A 21,097-nucleotide genomic window follows, 5' to 3' on the forward strand; every position below is an offset into this window, starting at 1 on the left:
ATACTAATTTTCAGGCGGTTTTTTAATTCCGCCAACAGGTTACAAACATACGATTATATCTTATTATAGTCTATTTTTTACGCTTTTATGTTTTTACCAATCTTCATAAAAAACGCAATCCTAACAGTACCCATTCTCAAAGGAACACCCCACTTTTATTTTTCCCTGCCCACGGAAAAATTATTGCCTGGGCAGGGAAAAATAAAAGTATGGGCAGATATATTATAATATGTAATAACGTAATACAACAAACCGCAGCAAGCCATATACAAACTTTTTACCGCTTGCTACATACGCTTGTCTCATTTAGTACGCTTGCAAAACAAGTCACAAATTAGTCTTTTCCATGAAATACTAAATGAGAAAAATGAGAAAACAACTTAAGAATTTGCTATAATTTATTTTTTATTCTTGCAGATTCTGATTTTTTATATTAACTTTGCACCAAGGATAAGTAGAACAATTAACAGAAATACATTCATATGAAAATCATAGTATCACCCGAAATAGAATCAGTATGCCCTTCTTTTGTCGGTGCATGCGTAGAAGCTTCCGTTGTAAATACACAATACTGCCAAGAACTCTGGGATGAAATCGAAGAACTGGGCAGAAGATACAAACAGAAACTGACAACAGAATCGCTTAAAGACATGAGCGGCATAGCTGCTACCCGTAAGGTATATCGTTCCTGTGGCAAGGATCCATCCCGCTATCGCCCTGCCTCAGAAGCATTAATCCGCCGCTTATTACAGGGCAAGGAACTTTACCAGAGAGATACACTTGTGGATCTCGTAAACTTAGCCAGCATAGCCTATGGCTACAGCATCGGCGGTTTTGACGCTGACAAATTTCAAGGAGATACCCTAACCTTGGGAGTGGGAAAAGCCGGCGAACCTTATGAAGGTATAGGCAGAGGAACTATTAATATAGAAGGATTACCTGTATATAGAGACCAAATAGGAGGAGTTGGCACACCAACAAGCGATAATGAACGAACGAAGATGGAAATGAATACCACCCATCTCATCGTGCTTATCAATGGATATGATGGAAATGAAGCTAACGTTCGAGCAAATGCCGAATACATCCAAACTCTACTCAAGAAATACTGCATGAGCGACGGAGGAACTTATTTCATCTACAAATAGATAATCTCAGAGAAATAAATAATCTCAGATTTCCAGACTGTTCCTAAGAATACAAATAAGGTCATTCCAATATTGGCATTTTTCTTCAAAAACTAAAGCAATGAGGACATTCATGAAAATTTTCCTATTAAGTTGTCTCCTTATATATATAATAGGTATAGGCAGCACAGAGGCTAAACACCTGGAAGAACGTCCCAAAATAGGACTTGTCTTGGGTGGTGGCGGTGCAAAAGGTGCTGCCACAGTAGGAGCCTTGAAATATATTGAGAAATCTGGCATTCCAATAGACTATATCGCAGGAACCAGTATCGGGAGCATCATTGGCGGTCTCTATGCCTGCGGTTACAGAAGTGAAGAACTTGACAGTATGTTCAGATCTCAGGAATGGATGAATTTGCTGACAGACCGCAACATGGAAATCTGCGAAAAACCCATTGTTAAGCGGAATGGCGTCACATACCTGTTTGGGTTCCCGATAGCCAGAAAGGGAAGCAAGTTGATTGACAAATCCGTAGGTATGATACGAGGTGATAAGATCTTCGCCCTACTCGATTCTATGATAACAACCAAGCTCACTATAACAAACAAGCAAAGTTTTCAATACGGAGATTCTATCCACCAACAAGATAGTATTTCCTTCGATAGTTTACCCATCCCTTTCCGATGCGTAGCAACCGACTATATCAACCGGCAGAAAGTGATACTCAAGAACGGCAATTTAGCAAGAAGCATGCGAGCCAGTATGGCAATACCAGGTGCATTCAAAGCCATCGATATCAATGGAATTGAACTATTAGATGGCGGACTGGTGGATAATCTTCCCGTAGATGTGGTGCTTGATATGGGAGCAGATATTGTGATAGCCATTGACTTAACGGTTAAGAAACATGAAGACAGTAAAGCCTGGAAAAGAGAACGGAAAGCCAAAAAGTATGAAAATGCAGAGAAATTCATGGGGCAACTCCTCCATTGGATAACCCAGCGTCCAGACCTCAGCCAATACCAAGAAAATCTCCGCCATATCAACGTTTATATCAATCCAGATTTAAAAGGATTTTCCGCAGCCAGCTTCAGCGATAAAAAAGTAATAAAGATGATAGAAAAAGGAGAAGAATCTGGAAAAAAGGCCATGAAAGAACTCTTGAAAATCAATAAGAAAATACAAAAGCAACACAAATAAAAAAGCGTCGCTGTTACCAAATATTTTGGCTACAGCAACGCTTTTCTGCTATATCTGACACAAAAACTCCAAAACTTATTTACGCAACATACACCCAATAGATACCAGCCAAAACTGCTAATACCAGTATGCCGATAATAGTCTTAACCAAACATGTTGCAACTTTCTTTACAATCAAGAAACCAACGACCAGCACAACCAAGGCAAAAATATAATATCCGAAATCATCCATTTTACTATTATAATTTATTTAAAAAGACTAAAATCGAGACTCATTACTTCATAAAAGCCCTACCATATTTTTACTTAAAAACCTTACGGAACTCAGCAGGAATAGGAGTTTCAAACTCCATAGGCTGATGAGTTACAGGATGATAAAAACAGAGCACATATGCATGAAGACAAAGACGATGACAAGGATCATCTCCATTGCCATATTTTATATCCCCACAGACAGGATGTCCCATATCAGCAGTATGCACACGAATCTGATTTTTACGACCAGTCTCTAAGCGAAACTCTACCAAAGAATAATCAGTCGAACGAGTGAGCGTATGAAAGTGAGTTACAGCATATTTACCTCCATTATCAGTAGGACTGCTATATGTAATATAAGCTTTATTATCCTTGAGCCAATTAACAATCGTTCCCTCATCTTCCTCCATCTCTCCAGAGACAACAGCTACATATCTACGGTCATAAACATTGTTGTGCCAATCATTCTCCAAAGCAAGTTCAGTCTGCTTATCCTTCGCATAAATCATCAGACCAGAAGTATCACGATCAAGGCGATGAACGACATGTGCCTGACAATTCTGACGTGACTTATGGAAATAGTCATCCAGAACAGCTTTCACATTCAGCGTAGAATGCCCAGCAGCCATACTCAAGATACCCACGTTTTTCTCAACAACGACAAGATACCTATCCTCGTAAACTATCTTAACAAATCGATTTTTAAACTTATCATTGTTTTTCTTAGTTTTGCTGACTGAGATTTTCATACCAGGACGCAGCGCATAATCAAACTGCGTAATGATCTTACCATCCACTTTAATACCTCGTCCCTGGAGAGTCAACTTAATCTTGGTTTTACTCTCCCCTTTGACATTTTCAAGAAGCCATTCCAGGAGCGGAGCCGGTTTTCCGACTACATAGTGAGCATATTCGTTAGGAACGCCATAGTTTCCCCTTTGGTTGGCACTTTTCTGCCATTTATTGCTTTGATGCGCCATATTCTATTTCTATTATTTTCAATTTTCAAATGTTTTAAAATACAAAAGTACTTCTTTTTGACAACACCACCAAGCCTCTGTGACATTTTAACTAAAAATTAAGCAAGTTTTATCATCAAAGTATTGATATTCAAATATTTTTTCGTAACTTTGCAGCCAAAATTAAAAAAGAAAAGGTATTAATTAATAATGATCACAGTAACAAATCTTGCAATCCAATTCGGAAAAAGAGTTCTTTACAAGGATGTAAACCTCAAGTTCACTCATGGTAACATCTATGGTATTATCGGTGCCAACGGCGCAGGTAAATCAACTTTGCTCAAAGCCATCAGTGGCGATCTTGAGCCAAATAAGGGTAGTGTAGAAATGGGACCAGGCGAGCGTCTCTCTGTCTTGGAGCAGGACCACTTTAAATACGACGAATTTCGTGTAATGGACACCGTCTTGATGGGACACCAGCCTCTTTGGGAAAACATGAAGGAGCGTGAGCGCCTTTATGCAAAACCTGAAATGACAGAAGAAGACGGTAACAGAGCTGCAGACCTGGAGTTGAAGTTTGCAGAAATGAATGGTTGGGAGGCCGAAAGCAATGCAGCACAACTTCTTCAGAATCTTGGCGTAAAAGAGGAACAGCACAACAAGCTTGTTGGTGAACTCTCTAACACAGAGAAAGTGCGCGTCATGTTGGCAAAAGCTCTCTTTGGAAACCCAGACAACCTTCTCCTTGATGAGCCTACCAATGACCTCGACCTCGATACTGTAGAATGGTTGGAAGAATACTTAAGCAACATCGAGCAAACCGTATTGGTTGTATCTCACGACCGTCACTTCCTCGACTCAGTAAGTACCCAGACCGTGGATATCGACTTTGGAAAGGTAACCATGTTTGCCGGTAACTACTCTTTCTGGTATGAAAGTTCACAGTTGGCTCTCCGTCAGGCTCAAAACCAGAAGATGAAGGCTGAGGAGAAGAAAAAGCAGTTGGAAGAATTCATCCGCCGTTTCTCAGCCAATGTTGCAAAGAGTAAGCAGACTACCTCTCGTAAGAAGATGCTCGAGAAACTCAACGTTGAGGAAATCCGCCCATCAAGCCGTAAATATCCTGGCATTATCTTCCAGATGGACCGTGAACCAGGAAATCAGATTCTTGAGGTAGAAGGTTTGAAGGCATGCGACGAGGACGGAACTGTACTTTTCGATAACGTAAACTTCAATATCGAAAAGGGCGAAAAGGTAGTATTCCTCTCTCATAATCCAAAAGCGATGACCGCTCTCTTTGAAATCATCAATGGCAACAGAAAGGCTGATGCAGGTGAATACAAGTGGGGTGTTACCATCACAACAGCCTATCTCCCACTCGACAATACAGAGTTCTTTGAAAGCGATAAGAACCTGGTAGATTGGTTGAGCCAATATGGTCCAGGTAATGAGGTAGCCATGAAGGGCTACTTGGGCAGAATGCTCTTCAGCGGTGAGGAAGTACTGAAGAAAGTAAACGTACTCTCCGGTGGTGAAAAGATGAGATGTATGATTGCCCGTATGCAGTTGCAGAATGCCAACTGTCTGATTCTTGATACTCCAACCAACCACTTGGACTTGGAAAGTATCCAGGCTTTCAACAACAACTTGGTGGCATTCAAGGGCAATATTCTTTTTGCCAGCCATGACCACGAGTTCATCAACACCGTAGCAAACCGCATCATCGAGCTGACTCCATCTGGCACAATCGACAAACTCATGTCTTACGACGAGTATATCTACGACGAGGCTATCAAGGAGCAAAAAGCTAAGATGTACGGATTGCAGTAATCCTGCTCATACAGGATTGAATATTGCAAAGACAAACGAGAAGTCTTATATACATACATATATAATAGGTGCCAGCCTTTTCAGGTTGGCACACTTTTTGTCATGAAGATTCTAAAAAAAATCAAAAGTAAATTTACAACTATGTCTAAAGAAAGAGATATAAATATAGAAGACGGCAACGTCGAGGAGCAGGCTCACAACGAGCAAGTATCCAATGAGCAGGAGCAAAACACCCATGCTGCAGACAACCAGTCTGACAAAAATGCGGGTGCAGAGAACGAATCTGACAGCGATGCTGACAAAAAGACAGAGGACAACAATGCTGCCGACAAAAAGGCAGAAGAAACAGAATTGGATCCACTTGAGAAAGCTCAAAAAGAAGTGGAAGACCTCAAGAAGCAATTGCTCTACAAGACTGCTGAGTTTGAAAACTATCGCAAACGCACTCTCAAAGAGAAAGCAGAACTGGTGCTCAATGGCGGAGAAAAAACAATTTCAGCCATTTTGCCAGTACTCGATGATTTTGAGCGTGCCATTGCTGATAAGAGTGAAGACCCTAAGGTTATCAAAGAAGGTGTTCAGATGATTTTCAACAAATTCATCAAGACATTGGAAGGATTAGGCGTAAAGAAGATAGAGACTACAGACAAGGACTTTGACGTAGATTTCCATGAGGCCATCGCTATGGTTCCGGGAATGGGCGATGACAAGAAAGGTAAGGTCATCGACTGCGTACAGACAGGTTACACCCTCAACGACAAAGTGATCCGCCACGCAAAAGTAGCAGTAGGACAATAAATCAATTGATATTCAGAACATTCAATCAGAAGTTAGCAAATGGCTAAGAGAGACTATTATGAGGTGCTGGGCGTCGATAAGTCAGCATCCGATGACGAGATCAAGAAGGCTTATCGAAAGATTGCCATCAAGTATCATCCTGATCGCAACCCAGGCAACAAAGAGGCTGAGGAGAAATTCAAGGAAGCAGCTGAGGCTTACGATGTTTTAAGAGATCCTCAGAAGCGCCAGCAATATGACCAGTTCGGATTCGACGGTCCACAAGGTGGATTCGGTGGATTTGGCGGAGGTGGCAACATGAATATGGACGACATCTTCTCCATGTTTGGAGACATCTTCGGAGGACACAGCGGAGGTTTCAGCGGATTTGGCGGAGGTTTTGGTGGCGGCGGTGCTCGCCAGCAATATCAGGGAAGCGATCTGCGCGTGAAAGTAAAACTCACTTTGCAGGAAATTGCCACAGGTGTTACCAAGAAATTCAAAATTCGCAAGGATGTTACTTGTGAGGAATGTCATGGTACAGGATGCGAAGGCGGTGCACAACCAGAAACATGCCATACATGTAATGGTACTGGATATACTATCAAGACCGTTCGCTCTATGTTCGGCATGATGCAGACTCAGGTTCCATGCCCAGACTGTCATGGAGAAGGTACCATCATCAAGAACAAGTGTAAGCACTGTGGCGGTGATGGTATCGTAAAAGGTGATGAAGTCGTAGAAATCAACATTCCTGCTGGTGTTGAAGACGGCATGTGTGTCAGTGTTCGCGGCAAAGGAAATGCAGGCAAGCATAATGGCATCAATGGTGACATTCAGGTTCTTATCCAGGAAGAAAAGAGCGACATCTTTGAGCGTAACGGTCAGGACCTGTATTACAATCTTGTTCTTGATTTCACTACTGCAACTCTTGGCGGAGAGGTAGAAGTACCGACTATTGATGGTAAGACTACCCTCAAGATTGAACCAGGAACCCAGCCAGGCAAGCAGATGCGCCTCAGAGGAAAAGGACTTCCTGCCGTACAGGGTTATGGTTACGGAAAGGGTGACATCATCGTCAACATCACCGTATTTGTACCAAAGACCCTTACCAAGGAGGAAAAAGCACTTGTCTTGAAATTTAAAGAATGCGAGAACTTCAAGGCTGATAGTGCCACCAAGAAGTCTCTCTTTGAAAGTTTCAAAAACCTCTTTAAATAAACGAGAATATATTGATAAAAATGAAAGGAGCAATCCTGTCTGGCAAAGGCAGGGTTGCTCCTTTATATATATAATTAAGGTGTAATAAACGCAGAAAAGCAATGAATTATCAAGAAACCATAGAATATCTGTTCAACAGCACTCCTGTTTTTGAAAAGGTAGGTGCCAAGGCTTACAAGCCAGGTTTGCAAACCACCGAAACGCTTGACAAGCATTTCGGACATCCTCATCGCCAGTTCAAAAGCATTCATGTCGCAGGTACCAACGGCAAAGGTTCCTGCTCTCATACCCTTGCTGCCATTCTTCAATCAGAAGGATACAAAGTTGGACTCTTTACATCTCCACATCTGGTAGATTTTCGTGAACGTATCCAAGTAAACGGAGAATGCATCAGCGAACAATACATTATCGATTTCGTAGAAAAAAAACGCAGATTCTTCGAACCTCTACATCCATCATTCTTTGAATTGACCACCGCTCTGGCATTCAAGTACTTTGCCGAACAAAAGGTTGATATCGCCATTATCGAAGTAGGACTCGGTGGTCGCTTGGACTGCACCAACATTATCACCCCTATCCTATCTATCATCACTAATATCAGTAAGGATCATACCCAGTTCTTAGGCAACACTTTGGCTGACATCGCAGGCGAAAAAGCAGGCATCATCAAGCCAGGAGTACCAGTCATTATCGGAGAAGATCTTCCAGAAACACGTCCAGTTTTCCAGCAAAAGGCACAGAAAGAAAACTCTCCTATCATTTTCGCCCAAGATGAAAACCAGCAGGAAGTCCAGAAAGCAGAACATATTAATGGAAAAATGGAATACACTACCCGTACATGGGGTAAGCTGACAGGAGAACTCTGCGGCGATTATCAGGCCAAGAATATGAACACCATCCTTAATGCCGTCAAGTATCTTACACTTATCAAGAACAAAGGAACATCCATCAAATATGGAATTTCCCATGTAACAGAACTGACAGGATTGATGGGTAGATGGCAGAAGATACAAGACAAGCCTTTGGTAATCTGCGATACAGGTCATAATGTAGGCGGATGGCAATATCTGGCTCCTCAAATCAAGGCACAAGCATGCAGACAGCTTCGCATCGTTTTTGGCATGGTAGATGACAAAGATGTCACAACTGTGATGAAAATGCTTCCAAATGACGCAATTTACTATTGGACACAAGCAACTACAAAAAGAGCCATAAAAGTGGAAAAAATCGCGGAATTAGGCACTTCGTTAGGACTCAACGGAAACGTGTATTCTTCTGTTAATAAAGCATTTAAAGCAGCACAGGCAGACGCTGCTGAAGATGATTTTATCTTCGTTGGAGGGTCAAGTTACATTGTAGCCGATTTCCTTTCATAAGTTATTTTTTGTTTTTTTAAATCAATAAATTGCTAAAATATTTGTAATAATCATTTTTTTTTAGTTACTTTGCAGTAGATAATAACTTAAACGATAAAGTAACTAAAAAATTAGGATATTATGAGCGCAGAAGTAGAAAACCTCTGTGGCCTGAAAAGAGAAGATTTTCAGACCACTGTAAATGGAAAGCAGACCGACCTCTTCATCTTGAAGAATAGTCAGGGCAATGAAGTTGCAGTAACAAACTACGGCGGTGCAATTGTGGCTATCATGATGCCAGACAAAGATGGCAATTATGCTAACCTCATCCAGGGTCATGACAACATCCAGGATGTTATCAATTCACCTGAGCCTTTCCTCAGCGTACTCATCGGTCGCTATGGAAACCGTATTTGTGACGGTAAGTTTACATTACACGGCAAAGAATACCAGTTGGCTCGCAACAATGGCAAGAACCACTTGCATGGCGGTCCTACCGGTTTCCACACACACGTTTGGGATGCAACCCGCATGAGCGAAAATGCTGTCGTATTAAAATATACCAGCCCTTACGGAGAAGAAGGTTTTACAGGAGAAATGGACGTTTGGGTGGCTTACACCTTGACTGACGATAACGAGTTGGTTATCAAGTATCAGGCTACAACCAACAAGTTGACTATCGTGAACCTGACAAACCACGGTTTCTTCTCAATCCAAGGTATCGGCAACCCTACACCAACCATTGACAATATCATTTGTGAGGTAAATGCTGATTTCTATTTGCCTATCGATGAGACTTCTATCCCTACAGGTGAGATCTTGAAGGTGGAAGGCACTCCATTTGATTTCCGCACACCGAAACCGATTGGTCAGGATATCAATGCAGACAATGAGCAAATCAAGAATGGTTCAGGATATGACCACAACTACGTACTCAACAAGAAGGAAGAAGGCGAGTTGAGTTTTGCTGCAAGAATCAAGGATCCTGTTAGCTGTCGTACAATGGAAGTTTATACTACCGAACCGGGTATGCAGATGTACACAGGCAACTTCCTGGAGGGTATCAAGGGTCAGCATGGTGCAACATTCCCACGCAGAAGTGCAGTCTGCTTTGAGGCTCAACACTTCCCAGACTCACCAAACCGCTCATATTTCCCAAGTGTACGCTTGAAACCAGGCGAAACATACACACAGAAAACTATCTATAAGTTTGGTGTTGACAAATAAAAGAAACTTGTATGGTTCAGTCTTATCCTTAAGATAACCTTATCTATAAGATAGACCATACATTTAAACATAGGAGTGGCAGCTCAAAAACTGCCACTCCTTTCCAAGTCTATAAACAAAACATTTAAATATCAACTATTAAAGAAAAAATGGAAAACCAAAAACAAAATGGTAACATCATTGCCATTATCACGATGATGTTCCTCTACGCGATGATTTCATTCGTCACAAACTTAGCTGCTCCTATCGGAGTCATCTGGAAAAACGTATTTGCCGATAGCGGTAGCGCCAACATGATTGGTATGTTAGGTAATGCCATGAACTTCTTGGCTTACCTCTTCATGGGTATCCCTGCTGGTAAATTGTTGACTAAAATTGGTTACAAGAAAACAGCTCTTGCTGGTATTGCTACTGGTTTTGTCGGCGTATTCATCCAGTTCCTTTCAGGTAAGTTTGGTGTCGATGTATCAGGCTTCTCTGTTTATCTCTTCGGTGCATTCATCTCAGGTTTTGCTGTATGTATTCTGAATACTGTAGTAAACCCTATGTTGAATCTTCTCGGTGGCGGTGGTAACCGCGGTAATCAGTTGAACCTCATTGGAGGTACACTGAATTCTTTATCTGGTACTTTAACTCCAATGCTCGTAGGTGCCCTTATCGGTACAGTAACAGCCAATACCCAGATGGTAGATGTCAACTTGGTACTTTACATCGCTCTCGCAGTATTTGCAGCTGCCTTTGTATGCTTGCTCTTCATCCCTATCAAGGATCCTGAGATGGGTAAGACAACTGACAAGACTGTATTCGAGCATTCACCATGGGCATTCCGCCATTTCAACCTCGGCGTTATCGCCATCTTCGTATATGTAGGTGTTGAGGTAGGTATCCCAGGAACTTTGAATTTCTACATTTCAGACACAACAGCCAATGGTGGTGGCTTCATCAACGGCGCAGCCTTGGCAAACGCAGCAGCTATCGGTGGTTTCGTAGCAGGAACATACTGGTTGCTCATGTTGGTGGGCCGTTTGTGCTCCAGCTTCATTGCCAACAAGGTTTCAAGCCGTTCTATGATGATTGTCGCTAATGGTGCAGGTATGCTGTTCATTCTTTTGGCAGTACTTCTTGGCAAATCAACAACTGTAGATATGCCTGTCTTTACAGGTTCTTCATTCCAGTTGGTAACAGTTCCTATCTCAGCCATGTTCTTGGTACTCTGCGGTCTTTGCACCTCTATCATGTGGCCAAGTATCTTCAACCTTGCTACAGAGGGTCTTGGCAAATATACAGCCCAGGCTTCAGGCATCTTCATGATGATGGTAGTAGGTGGTGGTTTGATGCCATTGGTACAGAACTTCATCGCCGATAATGCAGGTTACATGTTGAGCTACATCGTACCTCTCATTTCTATGGGTTACATGTTCTTCTATGCAATCGCTGGTTGCAAGAACATCAACAAGGATATTCCTGTAGAATAATCTTAGGAATACCCTCTATAATGGTTGGCTTTCCATGAGTACAACTTACGGAAAGCCATTTACTAAATAAAGCAAATCTTTTAAATATTTAAATATTAACAATCTAAACTATAAGAATTATGGATATCGAAAAAGTAAGAAGCCGCTTCATCAAGCACTTTGATGGTAAAACAGGTAATATTTATATGTCTCCAGGCCGCATCAACCTTATCGGTGAGCACACCGACTACAATGGTGGATTCGTATTCCCAGGTGCAGTAGATAAGGGTATTATGGCAGAGATTCGTCCTAACGGCACAGATACAGTAATGCTCTACTCTATCGACTTGAAAGACCGTGTAGAATTCAAGGTGAATGATCCTGAGGGTCCTCGTGCTTCTTGGGCACGCTACATCTATGGTATCTGCCAGGAAATGAAGGCATTGGGTGTTGACGTTAAAGGTTTCAATGCAGCATTCTATGGTGATGTACCTCTCGGTGCTGGTATGTCTTCTTCTGCTGCTCTTGAGAGCTGCTTCGCATTTGCTTTGAACGATCTCTTCGGTGACAACAAGGTCTCTAAGTGGGATCTCGTATTGGCCGGTCAGGCTACTGAGCACAAGTATATCGGCGTAAACTGCGGTATCATGGACCAGTTTGCTTCTGTATTCGGCAAGGAAGGTAAATTGATGCGCCTCGATTGCAACAGCCGCGAGTTTGAGTACTTCCCATTCAACCCTCAGGGCTACAAGCTCTGCTTGGTAAACTCTAAGGTAAAGCATGAGTTGGCTGGTTCTCCATACAACGACCGTCGCAACTCTTGTGAGAATGTGGTTAAACACATCGCCGCTAAACATCCAGAGGCTAAGTTCGAAACCCTCCGTGATTGCACATGGGAGCAGTTGGAAGAGGTTCGTGCAGAAGTTGGCGAAGAGGATTACAGCCGCGCTCACTTTGTATTGGGCGAGAAAGACCGTGTATTGGCAGTCTGCGATGCGCTCGAAAAGGGTGACTACGAGACTGTAGGTCAGAAGATGTATGAGACTCACTATGGTTTGAGCAAGGAATATGAGGTAAGTTGCGAGGAGCTCGACTTCTTGAACGACTTAGCTAAGGAGAATGGTGTTACTGGTAGCCGTATCATGGGTGGTGGCTTCGGTGGCTGCACCATCAACTTGGTAAAGGATGACATCTATGACAAGTTCGTAGAAGATGTTACCGCTAAGTTCACAGCTAAGTATGGTCATGCTCCAGAGATTTACCCTGTAGTTATCTCAGAGGGTTCTCACAAGGTTTGCTAATATACATTATAATATATTATATAACTAATACACATGATATGCTATATCAAGTATAATATATAATGTATCAGAAAAACAAGTCCACGAAAACTAATAAAAGGTTAGTTTTTCGTGGGCTTTTCTTATTTCCATCATGTCACACACAAACAGACTATTTTAAGCTATTTTATCCCTGTTACCGCCCACGATAATACAAATAGTGTTAAAAACACACTTTAGAAACAAAAATAATGAGGAAAAAGTATTGTACTTTCGAGATAAAGTATTAATTTTACACCCAAATAATAAAGTTTCTAATAATCAACCTAAAAATGAAAGATATCAAAAATCTAATTTTGGGAGCTGGCTTAGTAACAGTCATGCTTTCTGCATGTGAGAATTCAAACCTCACACAGTCTGGTTTAAATCCTGCTGATTTCGACTCAACTGTCCTCGGCAAGAAAACGGAGTTGATTACCCTCAAGAACAATCAGGGTATGGAAGTTTGTCTTACCAATTATGGTGGACGCGTAGTTTCCATTTCTGTGCCAAACAAGGATGGTAAGCCAACAGACGTTGTATTGGGTTATGACAATATTCACCAGTATGCCGACACCCTCAACTCACCATCAGACTATGGTTCTTCTGTAGGTCGTTATGCCAACCGCATCAAGGACTCCAAATTACAGTTGAATGGTCAGACCTATCAGTTGAAGGCAAACGACAATGGCAACTGTCTGCATGGTGGCGGTGCCACAGGCTGGTTGAACCAGGTTTACGACGTAACAGCCAAAAACGATTCATCCGTTACATTCACTATCCATGCTAAGGATGGCGAGAATGGTTTCCCTGGTAATGTAACAGCAACAGCCACCTATACTGTCAAGAGCGACAACACCCTTGATATCGTATTTGGAGCAACAACAGATAAGGAGACTGTCATCAATATGACCAACCATTCCTACTTCAATCTCAACGGCGATCCTTCCAAGGAAGGTTTCGACCAGATTATGTATGTGAATGCCGACAAGTTCACTCCTTCAGACAAACTCTATATTCCTACAGGAGAAATCAAGGATGTGACAGGTACTCCTATGGACTTCCGCACTCCTACAGAAATTGGCAAGAAGGTGGATTACAACTTTGAGCAGATTAAGAATGCTACAGGTTATGACCACAACTGGTGCCTGAACACATACAAGAATGGCAAGGGCGATGACAAGACTGTTTGCGCCAGCCTCTACTCTCCTAAGAGTGGAATCCTGCTTGAAGTATTCACCAATGAACCAGGTATTCAAGTCTATACCGGTAACTTCCAGGGCACAGGCATCTCTTGCAAGCATGGCATCAAGTATCCTAAGCATGTAAGTGTATGCTTCGAGAGCCAGAAATATCCAGACTCTCCTACCAAGATTTCACAGGGAGTAAAGGATTGGACTGACGCAACCTTAAAACCAGGCGAGAAATACTACTCTCACCTTGCTTATAAATTTAGCGTAAAGAAATAAGACTCCTCTTATCAAAGCCTTTTCCTTATTCATTTAAGGAAAGGCTCTGAAAACTCAACAAAGAGAAGAAAACTCTATAAAGGGGAAAGATAAAACTATTAATAATAAACACAACAATCTTATAGTAAAATTATGAATTGGAATTCAACAGAATTCGTATGGCTGGATTGGACAGTACTCGCCATAGGTGTAATTGGCGTTATTTGGGCAGTATGGCATGCGATCGTGAAAGACAGAAAGGCTCAGAAAGGCGAAGACTCTTCTGCTTATCTTTTTGGTAAGGGTGAGCCATGGTATGTAATTGGTATGGCTATCTTCGCTGCCAATATCGGTTCAGAGCACCTCGTGGGTCTTGCCGGTACAGGTGCCAAGAGTGGTGTCGGAATGGCTCACTGGGAGATGCAGGGTTGGATGATCCTGATCCTCGGTTGGTTGTTCGTACCATTCTATCAGTTGCTCATCAACAAGATGGGTAAGATTATCACCATGCCTGACTTCCTGAAGTTCCGTTATACACAGCGTACAGGTTCATGGCTCTCTATCATCACCCTCGTAGCTTATATTCTTACCAAGGTGAGTGTTACTGCCCTTACTGGTGGTATCTTCTTCGAGTATCTCTGGGGTTTGAACTTCTGGGTTGGTGCTATCGGTTTGATTATCCTCACCACCATCTTCACCGTATTTGGCGGCATGAAGGGTGTGATGACCTTGTCAACCATCCAGACTCCTATCCTTGTCATCGGTTCGTTCCTCGTGCTCTTCCTCGGTCTCTCTACCCTTGGCGGTGGAAGCGTCTCTGCAGGTTGGGCAGATATGATGGACTACTGCGGCAAGTTGAACAACGGCTACGGAACAACCCACATGTTCCACTGGGAGGCAGGTGACTCAATGTATCAGGAGTATCCAGGTTTCGTAGTATTTATCGGTGCAACCATCATTGGTTTCTGGTACTGGTGTACTGACCAGCATATCGTTCAGCGTGTACTCGGTCAGGTTCCTGGCGAAAGCAACGTAGAGGTAATGAAGCGTGCCCGCCGCGGTACTATCGCAGCCGGTTTCTTCAAGGTTCTCCCTTGCTTCATGTTCCTCATTCCAGGTATGATTGCAGCAGCCTTGGCTCAGAAGGGCGCAATCCAGATGAACGAGACTGATGCAGCCTTCGCCATCATGGTAAAGACCGTGCTTCCTGCAGGTATCAAGGGAATCGTAACCATCGGTTTCATCTGCGCGCTCGTTGCTTCATTGGCAGCATTCTTCAACAGTTGTGCAACCCTCTTCACCGAGGACTTCTACAAGCCATTGAAGAAGGGAATGTCTGAGGCTCACTACGTACTCGTTGGCCGTATCGCTACCGTAGTAGTTGTAGTTCTCGGTTTTGCCTGGTTGCCAATCATGATGAAGATGGACACCTTATATAACTACCTCCAGGGGATCCAGTCACTCCTGGCTCCAGCTATGGTAGCCGTATTTGCGATGGGTATTTTCTTCAAGAAGATTACTCCAAAGGCAGGCGAATATACCATGATTGTAGGTTTCCTCATCGGTATGCTCCGCCTCGTTACCAATGTAATCACCGATACAGGTAAGGCAACAATGGATGGCGCATTTTGGGACTGCACTGCATGGTTCTGGCAGACCAACTGGTTGGTATTCGAGTGCTGGTTGCTCGTATTCCTCATCATCTTCATGATTGTAGTAAGTTGTTTCACACCAGCTCCAAGCAAGGAACAGGTAGAGGCCATCACCTTCACATCCGACTTCAAGAAGTCTATTCGTGAAAGCTGGGGTGCGTTCGATATCATCGGTACACTCGTAGTTATCGGTCTCTGTGCAGCATTCTACGCATATTTCTGGTAAAAAAGTATTTTCGTCAGACTGTCACTGGCGAACAATACAAATATCACACAAGTCTGTCTCCTTATAAGCAAGTTCTGAAGGAGGCAGACTTGAACAAAAAAAGCAACCACTTTTTACTCTTCAAAAAGACATTCAAAGAAATAAAGGCTGTAAAAAGCCAAACGATAATAATCATCAAAAATCAAAACATCATGACACAATTTTATAACGAACATTCCAAAGTTCTCGTTTCTGTTGACTGTATCATTTTCGGTTTCAACGGAAGCCAGTTACAATTGCTCATCGGCAAACGCCAGATGGATCCAGGTCGTGGGGAATGGTCTCTCTATGGAGGCTTCGTAGGTCAGAACGAAAATCTGGAAGATGCAGCCAATCGTGTCATTCTGGATTTGACAGGTATGAAGGGATTATACATCCGCCAAGTAGGTGCATTCGGTCGTATTGACCGTGACCCGGGCGAGCGTGTCATCTCTATCGCCTATTGCACTCTCATCAACGTAAAAGATTATGATGATTCTCTCAGAATAAGATATGGTTTGGAATGGGTAAATCTGAATGAACTCCCTAAGTTGTATTCCGACCACAACCAGATGATTCAAAATGCCATATCACAAATTCGCCGCCGCATCAACAATGAGCCATTGAGTTTTAAATTGCTTCCAGAACTGTTCACCCTTACACAGTTGCAGCATGTTTTTGAGGCCGTGATGGGTGAAGAAATCGATAAGCGCAACTTCCGTAAGCGTATCAAGGATATCGACTTCATAGAGAAGACCGAACTTATCGACAAGATATCCTCTAAAAGAGGAGCTGCTCTCTATCGCTTCAACAAGAAAGCATACGAACAAGATCCGTATTTCAACCTGAAGTAATAAAAAGCCATTAAGATAGAAAATTATTCGAAACTAAATATACAACAATTAATAAAAAGGACATAAAACTATGTTAGAAGAATTGAAAGAAAAAGTGTTCAAGGCTAATCTTGACCTTGTAAAACACAACCTTGTGCTCTTCACATGGGGAAATGTAAGTGGCATCGACCGTGAGAAAGGTCTCGTTGTCATCAAGCCATCAGGCGTAAGTTATGACAATATGAAAGCCAGCGACATGGTAGTAGTTGACTTGGAAACAGGCAAAGTAGTAGAAGGCGATCTGAATCCTTCATCTGATACCCCTACCCATTTGGTTCTCTACCGTGCTTTCCCTGAGTTGGGCGGTGTGGTACATACACATTCAACTTATGCTACAGCTTGGGCTCAGGCTGGCATGGATATTCCTAACATCGGTACTACCCACGCAGACTATTTCCACGACTGCATCCCTTGCACTGAGGCCATGACCGAAGACATGATGGCTGAGTATGAGCATAATACAGGCGTAGTGATCGTTGACCGTTTCAAGAAGGACAATATCAACCCGGTTCATACTCCAGGTGTACTGGTGAAGAACCACGGTCCATTCACATGGGGTAAAGATGCAGACGAAGCTGTTTACCACGCAGTAGTAGCAGAGCAGGTAGCCAAGATGGCGTTCATCTCTTTCAGCGTGAACCCAAATACTACCATGAATCCGCTGCTCGTAGAGAAGCACTTCAGCCGCAAGCATGGTCCTAACGCCTACTACGGTCAGAAAAAGAAAAAGTAATTCCGAAGAAAGAAAAATTCCGAAGAAAGAAGAAAGATAATAATAAACTAACAATATAACAACAACAACAATCATGATTAAAGCATTTGAAAATTTAGAGGTTTGGTTTGTAACTGGTGCACAACTTCTTTACGGAGGTGAGACAGTTAAAATAGTAGATGGTCACTCAAAGGACATGGTAGATGGTCTCAACAACAGTGGCATCATCCCAATCAAGGTAGTTTACAAAGGCACAGCAAACTCTTCTGCAGAGGTAGAGGCTGTGATGAAGGCTGCCAACAACGACAACAAGTGTGTAGGTATCATCACATGGATGCATACCTTCTCTCCTGCCAAGATGTGGATCAAGGGCTTGCAGGCTCTCGAGAAGCCACTCCTCCACTTCCATACACAATATAACGCAGAACTCCCTTGGGATTCTATCGATATGGACTTCATGAACCTCAACCAGTCTGCTCACGGCGATATCGAGTTCGGCCATATCTGCACTCGTATGCGCATTCCAAGAAAGGTAGTAGTAGGTTACTGGAAGAGCGAAGAGGCTCAGAAGCAGATTGCTACATGGGCTCGCGTAGCAGCTGGTGTTGCTGATGCTCACAACGTACGCTGCTTGATGTTCGGTATGAATATGAACAACGTAGCCGTAACAGATGGCGACCGCGTAGAGTTCGAGCAGCGCATGGGTTACCACGTAGATTACTACCCTGTATCTTCACTCATGGAGTACTACAAGAAGGTAACTGATGCAGAGGCAGATGCACTCGTTGAGGAGTACAAGAAGGAATACACCATCAAGATCGATGAGTCTGGCGAGGAAGTATATTGGGAGAAGGTGAAGAACGCTGCTAAGGCAGAGATCGCTCTCCGCCGCGTATTGAAGGATGAGAACGCAGTAGCATTCACCACCAACTTCGATGACCTCGGCGATGCAGATGTAAACGATCCTAACTTCTGCGGTTTCGACCAGATTCCAGGTTTGGCTTCACAGCGCCTGATGGCAGAGGGTTATGGTTTCGGTGCAGAGGGTGACTGGAAGACAGCTTGCCTCTACCGCACACTCTGGGTAATGAACCAGGGCTTAGAGAAGGGCTGTTCATTCCTTGAGGACTATACACTCAACTTTGCAGAAGACCGCACATCAAGCCTCCAGAGCCACATGCTCGAGGTTTGCCCATTGATCGCTACAGACAAGCCAAAGCTCGAGGTTCACTTCCTCGGCATCGGTATCCGCAAGCAGCAGACCGCTCGCCTCGTATTCACATCTAAGACCGGTAAGGGTGTAAAGGCAACTGTAGTTGACCTCGGCAACCGTTTCCGTCTCATCGCAAGTGAGGTAGAGTGCATCGAGCCAAAGGCAATGCCTAAGCTCCCTGTAGCTTCTGCTCTCTGGGTTCCACAGCCAACCTTCGAGATTGGTGCAGGTGCTTGGATTCTCGCTGGTGGTACACACCACAGTGCATTCTCTTACGACATCACTGCTGAGTACTGGGAAGATTTCTGCGAGATCCTGGGTATCGAGTTCGTTAACATCGACAAGAACACAACAATCAGCAGCTTCAAGCAGCAGCTCCGCAACAACGAGATTTACTACATGCTCAACAAAGCGTTGAGATAATTTAAGTGAAGAATGAAGAACGAAGAGTGAAGAATTCTATTGCTTTTCTCTTTGTTCTTTACATTAAAGAATGAAAGAACAATGAGCGCAAAAACTATTATAGAATCAGGTAAAGCCATTCTCGGTATCGAGTTTGGCTCTACCCGAATCAAGGCTGTCTTGATTGACACCGACAACAACCCTATCGCACAGGGTAGCTTTGAGTGGGAAAACCAGTTGGTTGATGGTCTCTGGACTTACAGCATCGATACCATCTGGAAAGGCTTGCAGGATTGCTATGCTGACCTCCGCAAGAACGTAAAGGCTGAGTACGACTGCGAAATCGAGCAGTTGGCTGCCATCGGTATCTCTGCGATGATGCACGGCTACATGGCTTTCGGCAAGGATGAGAATATCCTCGTTCCTTTCCGTACCTGGCGCAATACCAACACTGCCAAGGCTGCAGCCGAGCTTTCAGAGCTCTTCCACTTCAACATCCCATTGCGTTGGAGCATCTCTCACGTATATCAAGCTATCCTGAATGGTGAGGAGCACATCGATAAGATTGACTTCCTGACCACGCTCGCTGGTTATATCCACTGGCAGTTGACAGGCAAGAAGGTTCTTGGCGTAGGCGATGCATCAGGTATGCTCCCTATCGATTCCAACACCAACAACTACGATGCAGAGATGGTGGCTAAGTTCGATAAACTCATCGAGCCAAAGAACTTGGGCTGGAAGATTCTTGACATACTCCCAGAGGTATTGAATGCAGGCGAAGACGCAGGTGTTCTTACAGAAGAAGGTGCAAAGAAGCTCGATCCATCTGGCACTTTGAAGGCTGGTACTCCTCTCTGTCCTCCAGAGGGTGATGCTGGTACAGGTATGGTAGCTACCAATGCTGTTCGTCAGCGCACAGGTAATGTCAGTGCTGGTACATCTTCTTTCTCTATGATTGTATTGGAGAAAGCATTGAGCCAACCATACGAGGTCATCGACATGGTGACAACACCTGACGGCAGTCCTGTAGCCATGGTTCACTGCAACAACTGTACTTCCGACCTCAATGCATGGGTAGGACTGTTCAAGCAGTACCAGGAGTTGCTCGGTGTCCCGGTAGATATGAACGAAGTATTCGGCAAGCTCTACAACCACGCTCTCGAGGGCGATGCTGATTGTGGAGGCCTGATTGCATACAACTATATCTCAGGTGAGCCTGTAACAGGTTTGGCAGAAGGTCGCCCTATGTTCGTTCGCTCTGCCAACGACAAATTCAACCTTGCCAACTTCATGCGTGCCAACCTTTACGCTTCTGTAGCAGTATTGAAGATTGGTAACGACGTATTGTTCAAGGATGAGAAGGTACAGGTAGATCGCATCACAGGTCACGGCGGTTTGTTCAAGACTAAGGGTGTAGGTCAGCGCATCCTCGCAGCAGCTATCAACTCCCCTATCTCTGTGATGGAGACAGCCGGTGAAGGTGGTGCATGGGGTATCGCCCTGCTCGCAGGTTACCTGGTTAATAATGAGGAGAAATTGAGCCTTGCAGACTACCTCGACAAGAAGGTATTCGCAGGAAATACTGGTGTAGAAATTGCACCTACAGCTGAAGATGTAGCTGGTTTCGATGCATATATTGAGACCTATAAGGCAGGTCTTGCCATCGAACAGGCAGCTGTAGCCAATAAGAAATAAAATGAGTTTGTGGGGGATTTTCCCTCACAAACGTATTTTTTTAAAAGCATCTTATCGCAAGATGAGATTCGTTTTAATAAGATAAGGAAATATACCTTATTATATATAGAAGA

Annotated in this window: 17 protein-coding genes; 15 read left to right on the plus strand and 2 right to left on the minus strand. The window is 43.5% G+C overall.

Annotated elements, in window-relative coordinates:
- Positions 1–482: 482 nt before the first annotated feature.
- Together DW917_RS12135 and DW917_RS12140 are read left to right on the plus strand one after the other, a co-directional pair.
- A complete protein-coding gene (locus DW917_RS12135) occupies positions 483–1,148 on the plus strand; it encodes a B3/4 domain-containing protein (protein ID WP_118119085.1) in 666 nt (221 codons plus the stop codon).
- Positions 1,149–1,260: 112 nt separating this feature from the next.
- Complete coding sequence (locus DW917_RS12140; protein WP_118119087.1) at positions 1,261–2,328, plus strand: patatin-like phospholipase family protein; 1,068 nt, start codon at positions 1,261–1,263, stop codon at positions 2,326–2,328.
- 79 nt (positions 2,329–2,407) lie between these two features.
- On the opposite strand, the gene DW917_RS12145 is transcribed toward DW917_RS12140, so the two are convergent.
- Together DW917_RS12145 and DW917_RS12150 are read right to left on the minus strand one after the other, a co-directional pair.
- The gene (locus tag DW917_RS12145) at positions 2,408–2,560 is read right to left on the minus strand and encodes a sulfate transporter (RefSeq protein WP_118119089.1); all 153 of its coding nucleotides are present in this window, start codon (positions 2,558–2,560) and stop codon (positions 2,408–2,410) included.
- Between the two features lie 70 nt (positions 2,561–2,630).
- Positions 2,631–3,563 (minus strand): RluA family pseudouridine synthase, encoded by a 933-nt coding sequence (locus DW917_RS12150; RefSeq protein WP_118119091.1) that lies wholly within the window; start codon positions 3,561–3,563, stop codon positions 2,631–2,633.
- 189 nt (positions 3,564–3,752) lie between these two features.
- Here DW917_RS12150 and DW917_RS12155 point away from each other — a divergent pair, with 189 nt between their 5' ends.
- From DW917_RS12155 to DW917_RS12215, 13 genes are all read left to right on the plus strand, one after another.
- A complete protein-coding gene (locus DW917_RS12155) occupies positions 3,753–5,372 on the plus strand; it encodes an ABC-F family ATP-binding cassette domain-containing protein (RefSeq protein WP_022111254.1) in 1,620 nt (539 codons plus the stop codon).
- A gap of 141 nt (positions 5,373–5,513) precedes the next feature.
- On the plus strand, positions 5,514–6,170 hold the full coding sequence (locus DW917_RS12160; RefSeq protein ID WP_118119116.1) for a nucleotide exchange factor GrpE: 657 nt from the start codon (positions 5,514–5,516) through the stop codon (positions 6,168–6,170).
- A gap of 39 nt (positions 6,171–6,209) precedes the next feature.
- On the plus strand, positions 6,210–7,370 hold the full coding sequence (gene dnaJ / locus DW917_RS12165; RefSeq protein WP_118119093.1) for a molecular chaperone DnaJ: 1,161 nt from the start codon (positions 6,210–6,212) through the stop codon (positions 7,368–7,370).
- A 101-nt stretch (positions 7,371–7,471) separates the two neighbouring features.
- On the plus strand, positions 7,472–8,746 hold the full coding sequence (locus DW917_RS12170) for a folylpolyglutamate synthase/dihydrofolate synthase family protein (protein ID WP_118119095.1): 1,275 nt from the start codon (positions 7,472–7,474) through the stop codon (positions 8,744–8,746).
- A gap of 120 nt (positions 8,747–8,866) precedes the next feature.
- Complete coding sequence (locus DW917_RS12175; protein WP_118119097.1) at positions 8,867–9,952, plus strand: aldose epimerase family protein; 1,086 nt, start codon at positions 8,867–8,869, stop codon at positions 9,950–9,952.
- Positions 9,953–10,101: 149 nt separating this feature from the next.
- The gene (locus tag DW917_RS12180; protein WP_118119099.1) at positions 10,102–11,427 is read left to right on the plus strand and encodes an MFS transporter; all 1,326 of its coding nucleotides are present in this window, start codon (positions 10,102–10,104) and stop codon (positions 11,425–11,427) included.
- A 119-nt stretch (positions 11,428–11,546) separates the two neighbouring features.
- Positions 11,547–12,707: a galactokinase gene (gene galK / locus DW917_RS12185; RefSeq protein WP_118119101.1), complete on the plus strand. Its 1,161-nt coding sequence runs from the start codon at positions 11,547–11,549 to the stop codon at positions 12,705–12,707.
- A gap of 311 nt (positions 12,708–13,018) precedes the next feature.
- The gene (locus tag DW917_RS12190; RefSeq protein WP_022111247.1) at positions 13,019–14,194 is read left to right on the plus strand and encodes an aldose epimerase family protein; all 1,176 of its coding nucleotides are present in this window, start codon (positions 13,019–13,021) and stop codon (positions 14,192–14,194) included.
- Positions 14,195–14,326: 132 nt separating this feature from the next.
- The gene (locus DW917_RS12195) at positions 14,327–16,051 is read left to right on the plus strand and encodes a sodium:solute symporter (protein ID WP_118119103.1); all 1,725 of its coding nucleotides are present in this window, start codon (positions 14,327–14,329) and stop codon (positions 16,049–16,051) included.
- 191 nt (positions 16,052–16,242) lie between these two features.
- Positions 16,243–16,923 (plus strand): NUDIX domain-containing protein, encoded by a 681-nt coding sequence (locus tag DW917_RS12200; RefSeq protein WP_118119118.1) that lies wholly within the window; start codon positions 16,243–16,245, stop codon positions 16,921–16,923.
- Between the two features lie 70 nt (positions 16,924–16,993).
- Positions 16,994–17,695 (plus strand): L-ribulose-5-phosphate 4-epimerase, encoded by a 702-nt coding sequence (locus DW917_RS12205; RefSeq protein ID WP_022111244.1) that lies wholly within the window; start codon positions 16,994–16,996, stop codon positions 17,693–17,695.
- Positions 17,696–17,768: 73 nt separating this feature from the next.
- Positions 17,769–19,310, plus strand: coding sequence for an L-arabinose isomerase (gene araA, locus DW917_RS12210; RefSeq protein WP_118119105.1), 1,542 nt, complete (start codon positions 17,769–17,771; stop codon positions 19,308–19,310).
- A gap of 81 nt (positions 19,311–19,391) precedes the next feature.
- The gene (locus tag DW917_RS12215; protein WP_118119107.1) at positions 19,392–20,984 is read left to right on the plus strand and encodes a xylulokinase; all 1,593 of its coding nucleotides are present in this window, start codon (positions 19,392–19,394) and stop codon (positions 20,982–20,984) included.
- The last annotated feature ends 113 nt before the right edge of the window (positions 20,985–21,097 follow it).

The organism is Prevotella sp. AM42-24, from assembly GCF_003461825.1.
Taxonomy (GTDB): Bacteria; Bacteroidota; Bacteroidia; order Bacteroidales; family Bacteroidaceae; genus Prevotella; species Prevotella hominis.

Coding starts and splice junctions, on each gene's coding strand:
- DW917_RS12135 (WP_118119085.1), top strand. CDS start 483: ATGAAAATCATAGTATCACCCGAAATAGAATCAGTATGCCCTTCTTTT.
- DW917_RS12140 (WP_118119087.1), top strand. CDS start 1,261: ATGAAAATTTTCCTATTAAGTTGTCTCCTTATATATATAATAGGTATA.
- DW917_RS12145 (WP_118119089.1), bottom strand. CDS start 2,560: ATGGATGATTTCGGATATTATATTTTTGCCTTGGTTGTGCTGGTCGTT.
- DW917_RS12150 (WP_118119091.1), bottom strand. CDS start 3,563: ATGGCGCATCAAAGCAATAAATGGCAGAAAAGTGCCAACCAAAGGGGA.
- DW917_RS12155 (WP_022111254.1), top strand. CDS start 3,753: ATGATCACAGTAACAAATCTTGCAATCCAATTCGGAAAAAGAGTTCTT.
- DW917_RS12160 (WP_118119116.1), top strand. CDS start 5,514: ATGTCTAAAGAAAGAGATATAAATATAGAAGACGGCAACGTCGAGGAG.
- dnaJ (WP_118119093.1), top strand. CDS start 6,210: ATGGCTAAGAGAGACTATTATGAGGTGCTGGGCGTCGATAAGTCAGCA.
- DW917_RS12170 (WP_118119095.1), top strand. CDS start 7,472: ATGAATTATCAAGAAACCATAGAATATCTGTTCAACAGCACTCCTGTT.
- DW917_RS12175 (WP_118119097.1), top strand. CDS start 8,867: ATGAGCGCAGAAGTAGAAAACCTCTGTGGCCTGAAAAGAGAAGATTTT.
- DW917_RS12180 (WP_118119099.1), top strand. CDS start 10,102: ATGGAAAACCAAAAACAAAATGGTAACATCATTGCCATTATCACGATG.
- galK (WP_118119101.1), top strand. CDS start 11,547: ATGGATATCGAAAAAGTAAGAAGCCGCTTCATCAAGCACTTTGATGGT.
- DW917_RS12190 (WP_022111247.1), top strand. CDS start 13,019: ATGAAAGATATCAAAAATCTAATTTTGGGAGCTGGCTTAGTAACAGTC.
- DW917_RS12195 (WP_118119103.1), top strand. CDS start 14,327: ATGAATTGGAATTCAACAGAATTCGTATGGCTGGATTGGACAGTACTC.
- DW917_RS12200 (WP_118119118.1), top strand. CDS start 16,243: ATGACACAATTTTATAACGAACATTCCAAAGTTCTCGTTTCTGTTGAC.
- DW917_RS12205 (WP_022111244.1), top strand. CDS start 16,994: ATGTTAGAAGAATTGAAAGAAAAAGTGTTCAAGGCTAATCTTGACCTT.
- araA (WP_118119105.1), top strand. CDS start 17,769: ATGATTAAAGCATTTGAAAATTTAGAGGTTTGGTTTGTAACTGGTGCA.
- DW917_RS12215 (WP_118119107.1), top strand. CDS start 19,392: ATGAGCGCAAAAACTATTATAGAATCAGGTAAAGCCATTCTCGGTATC.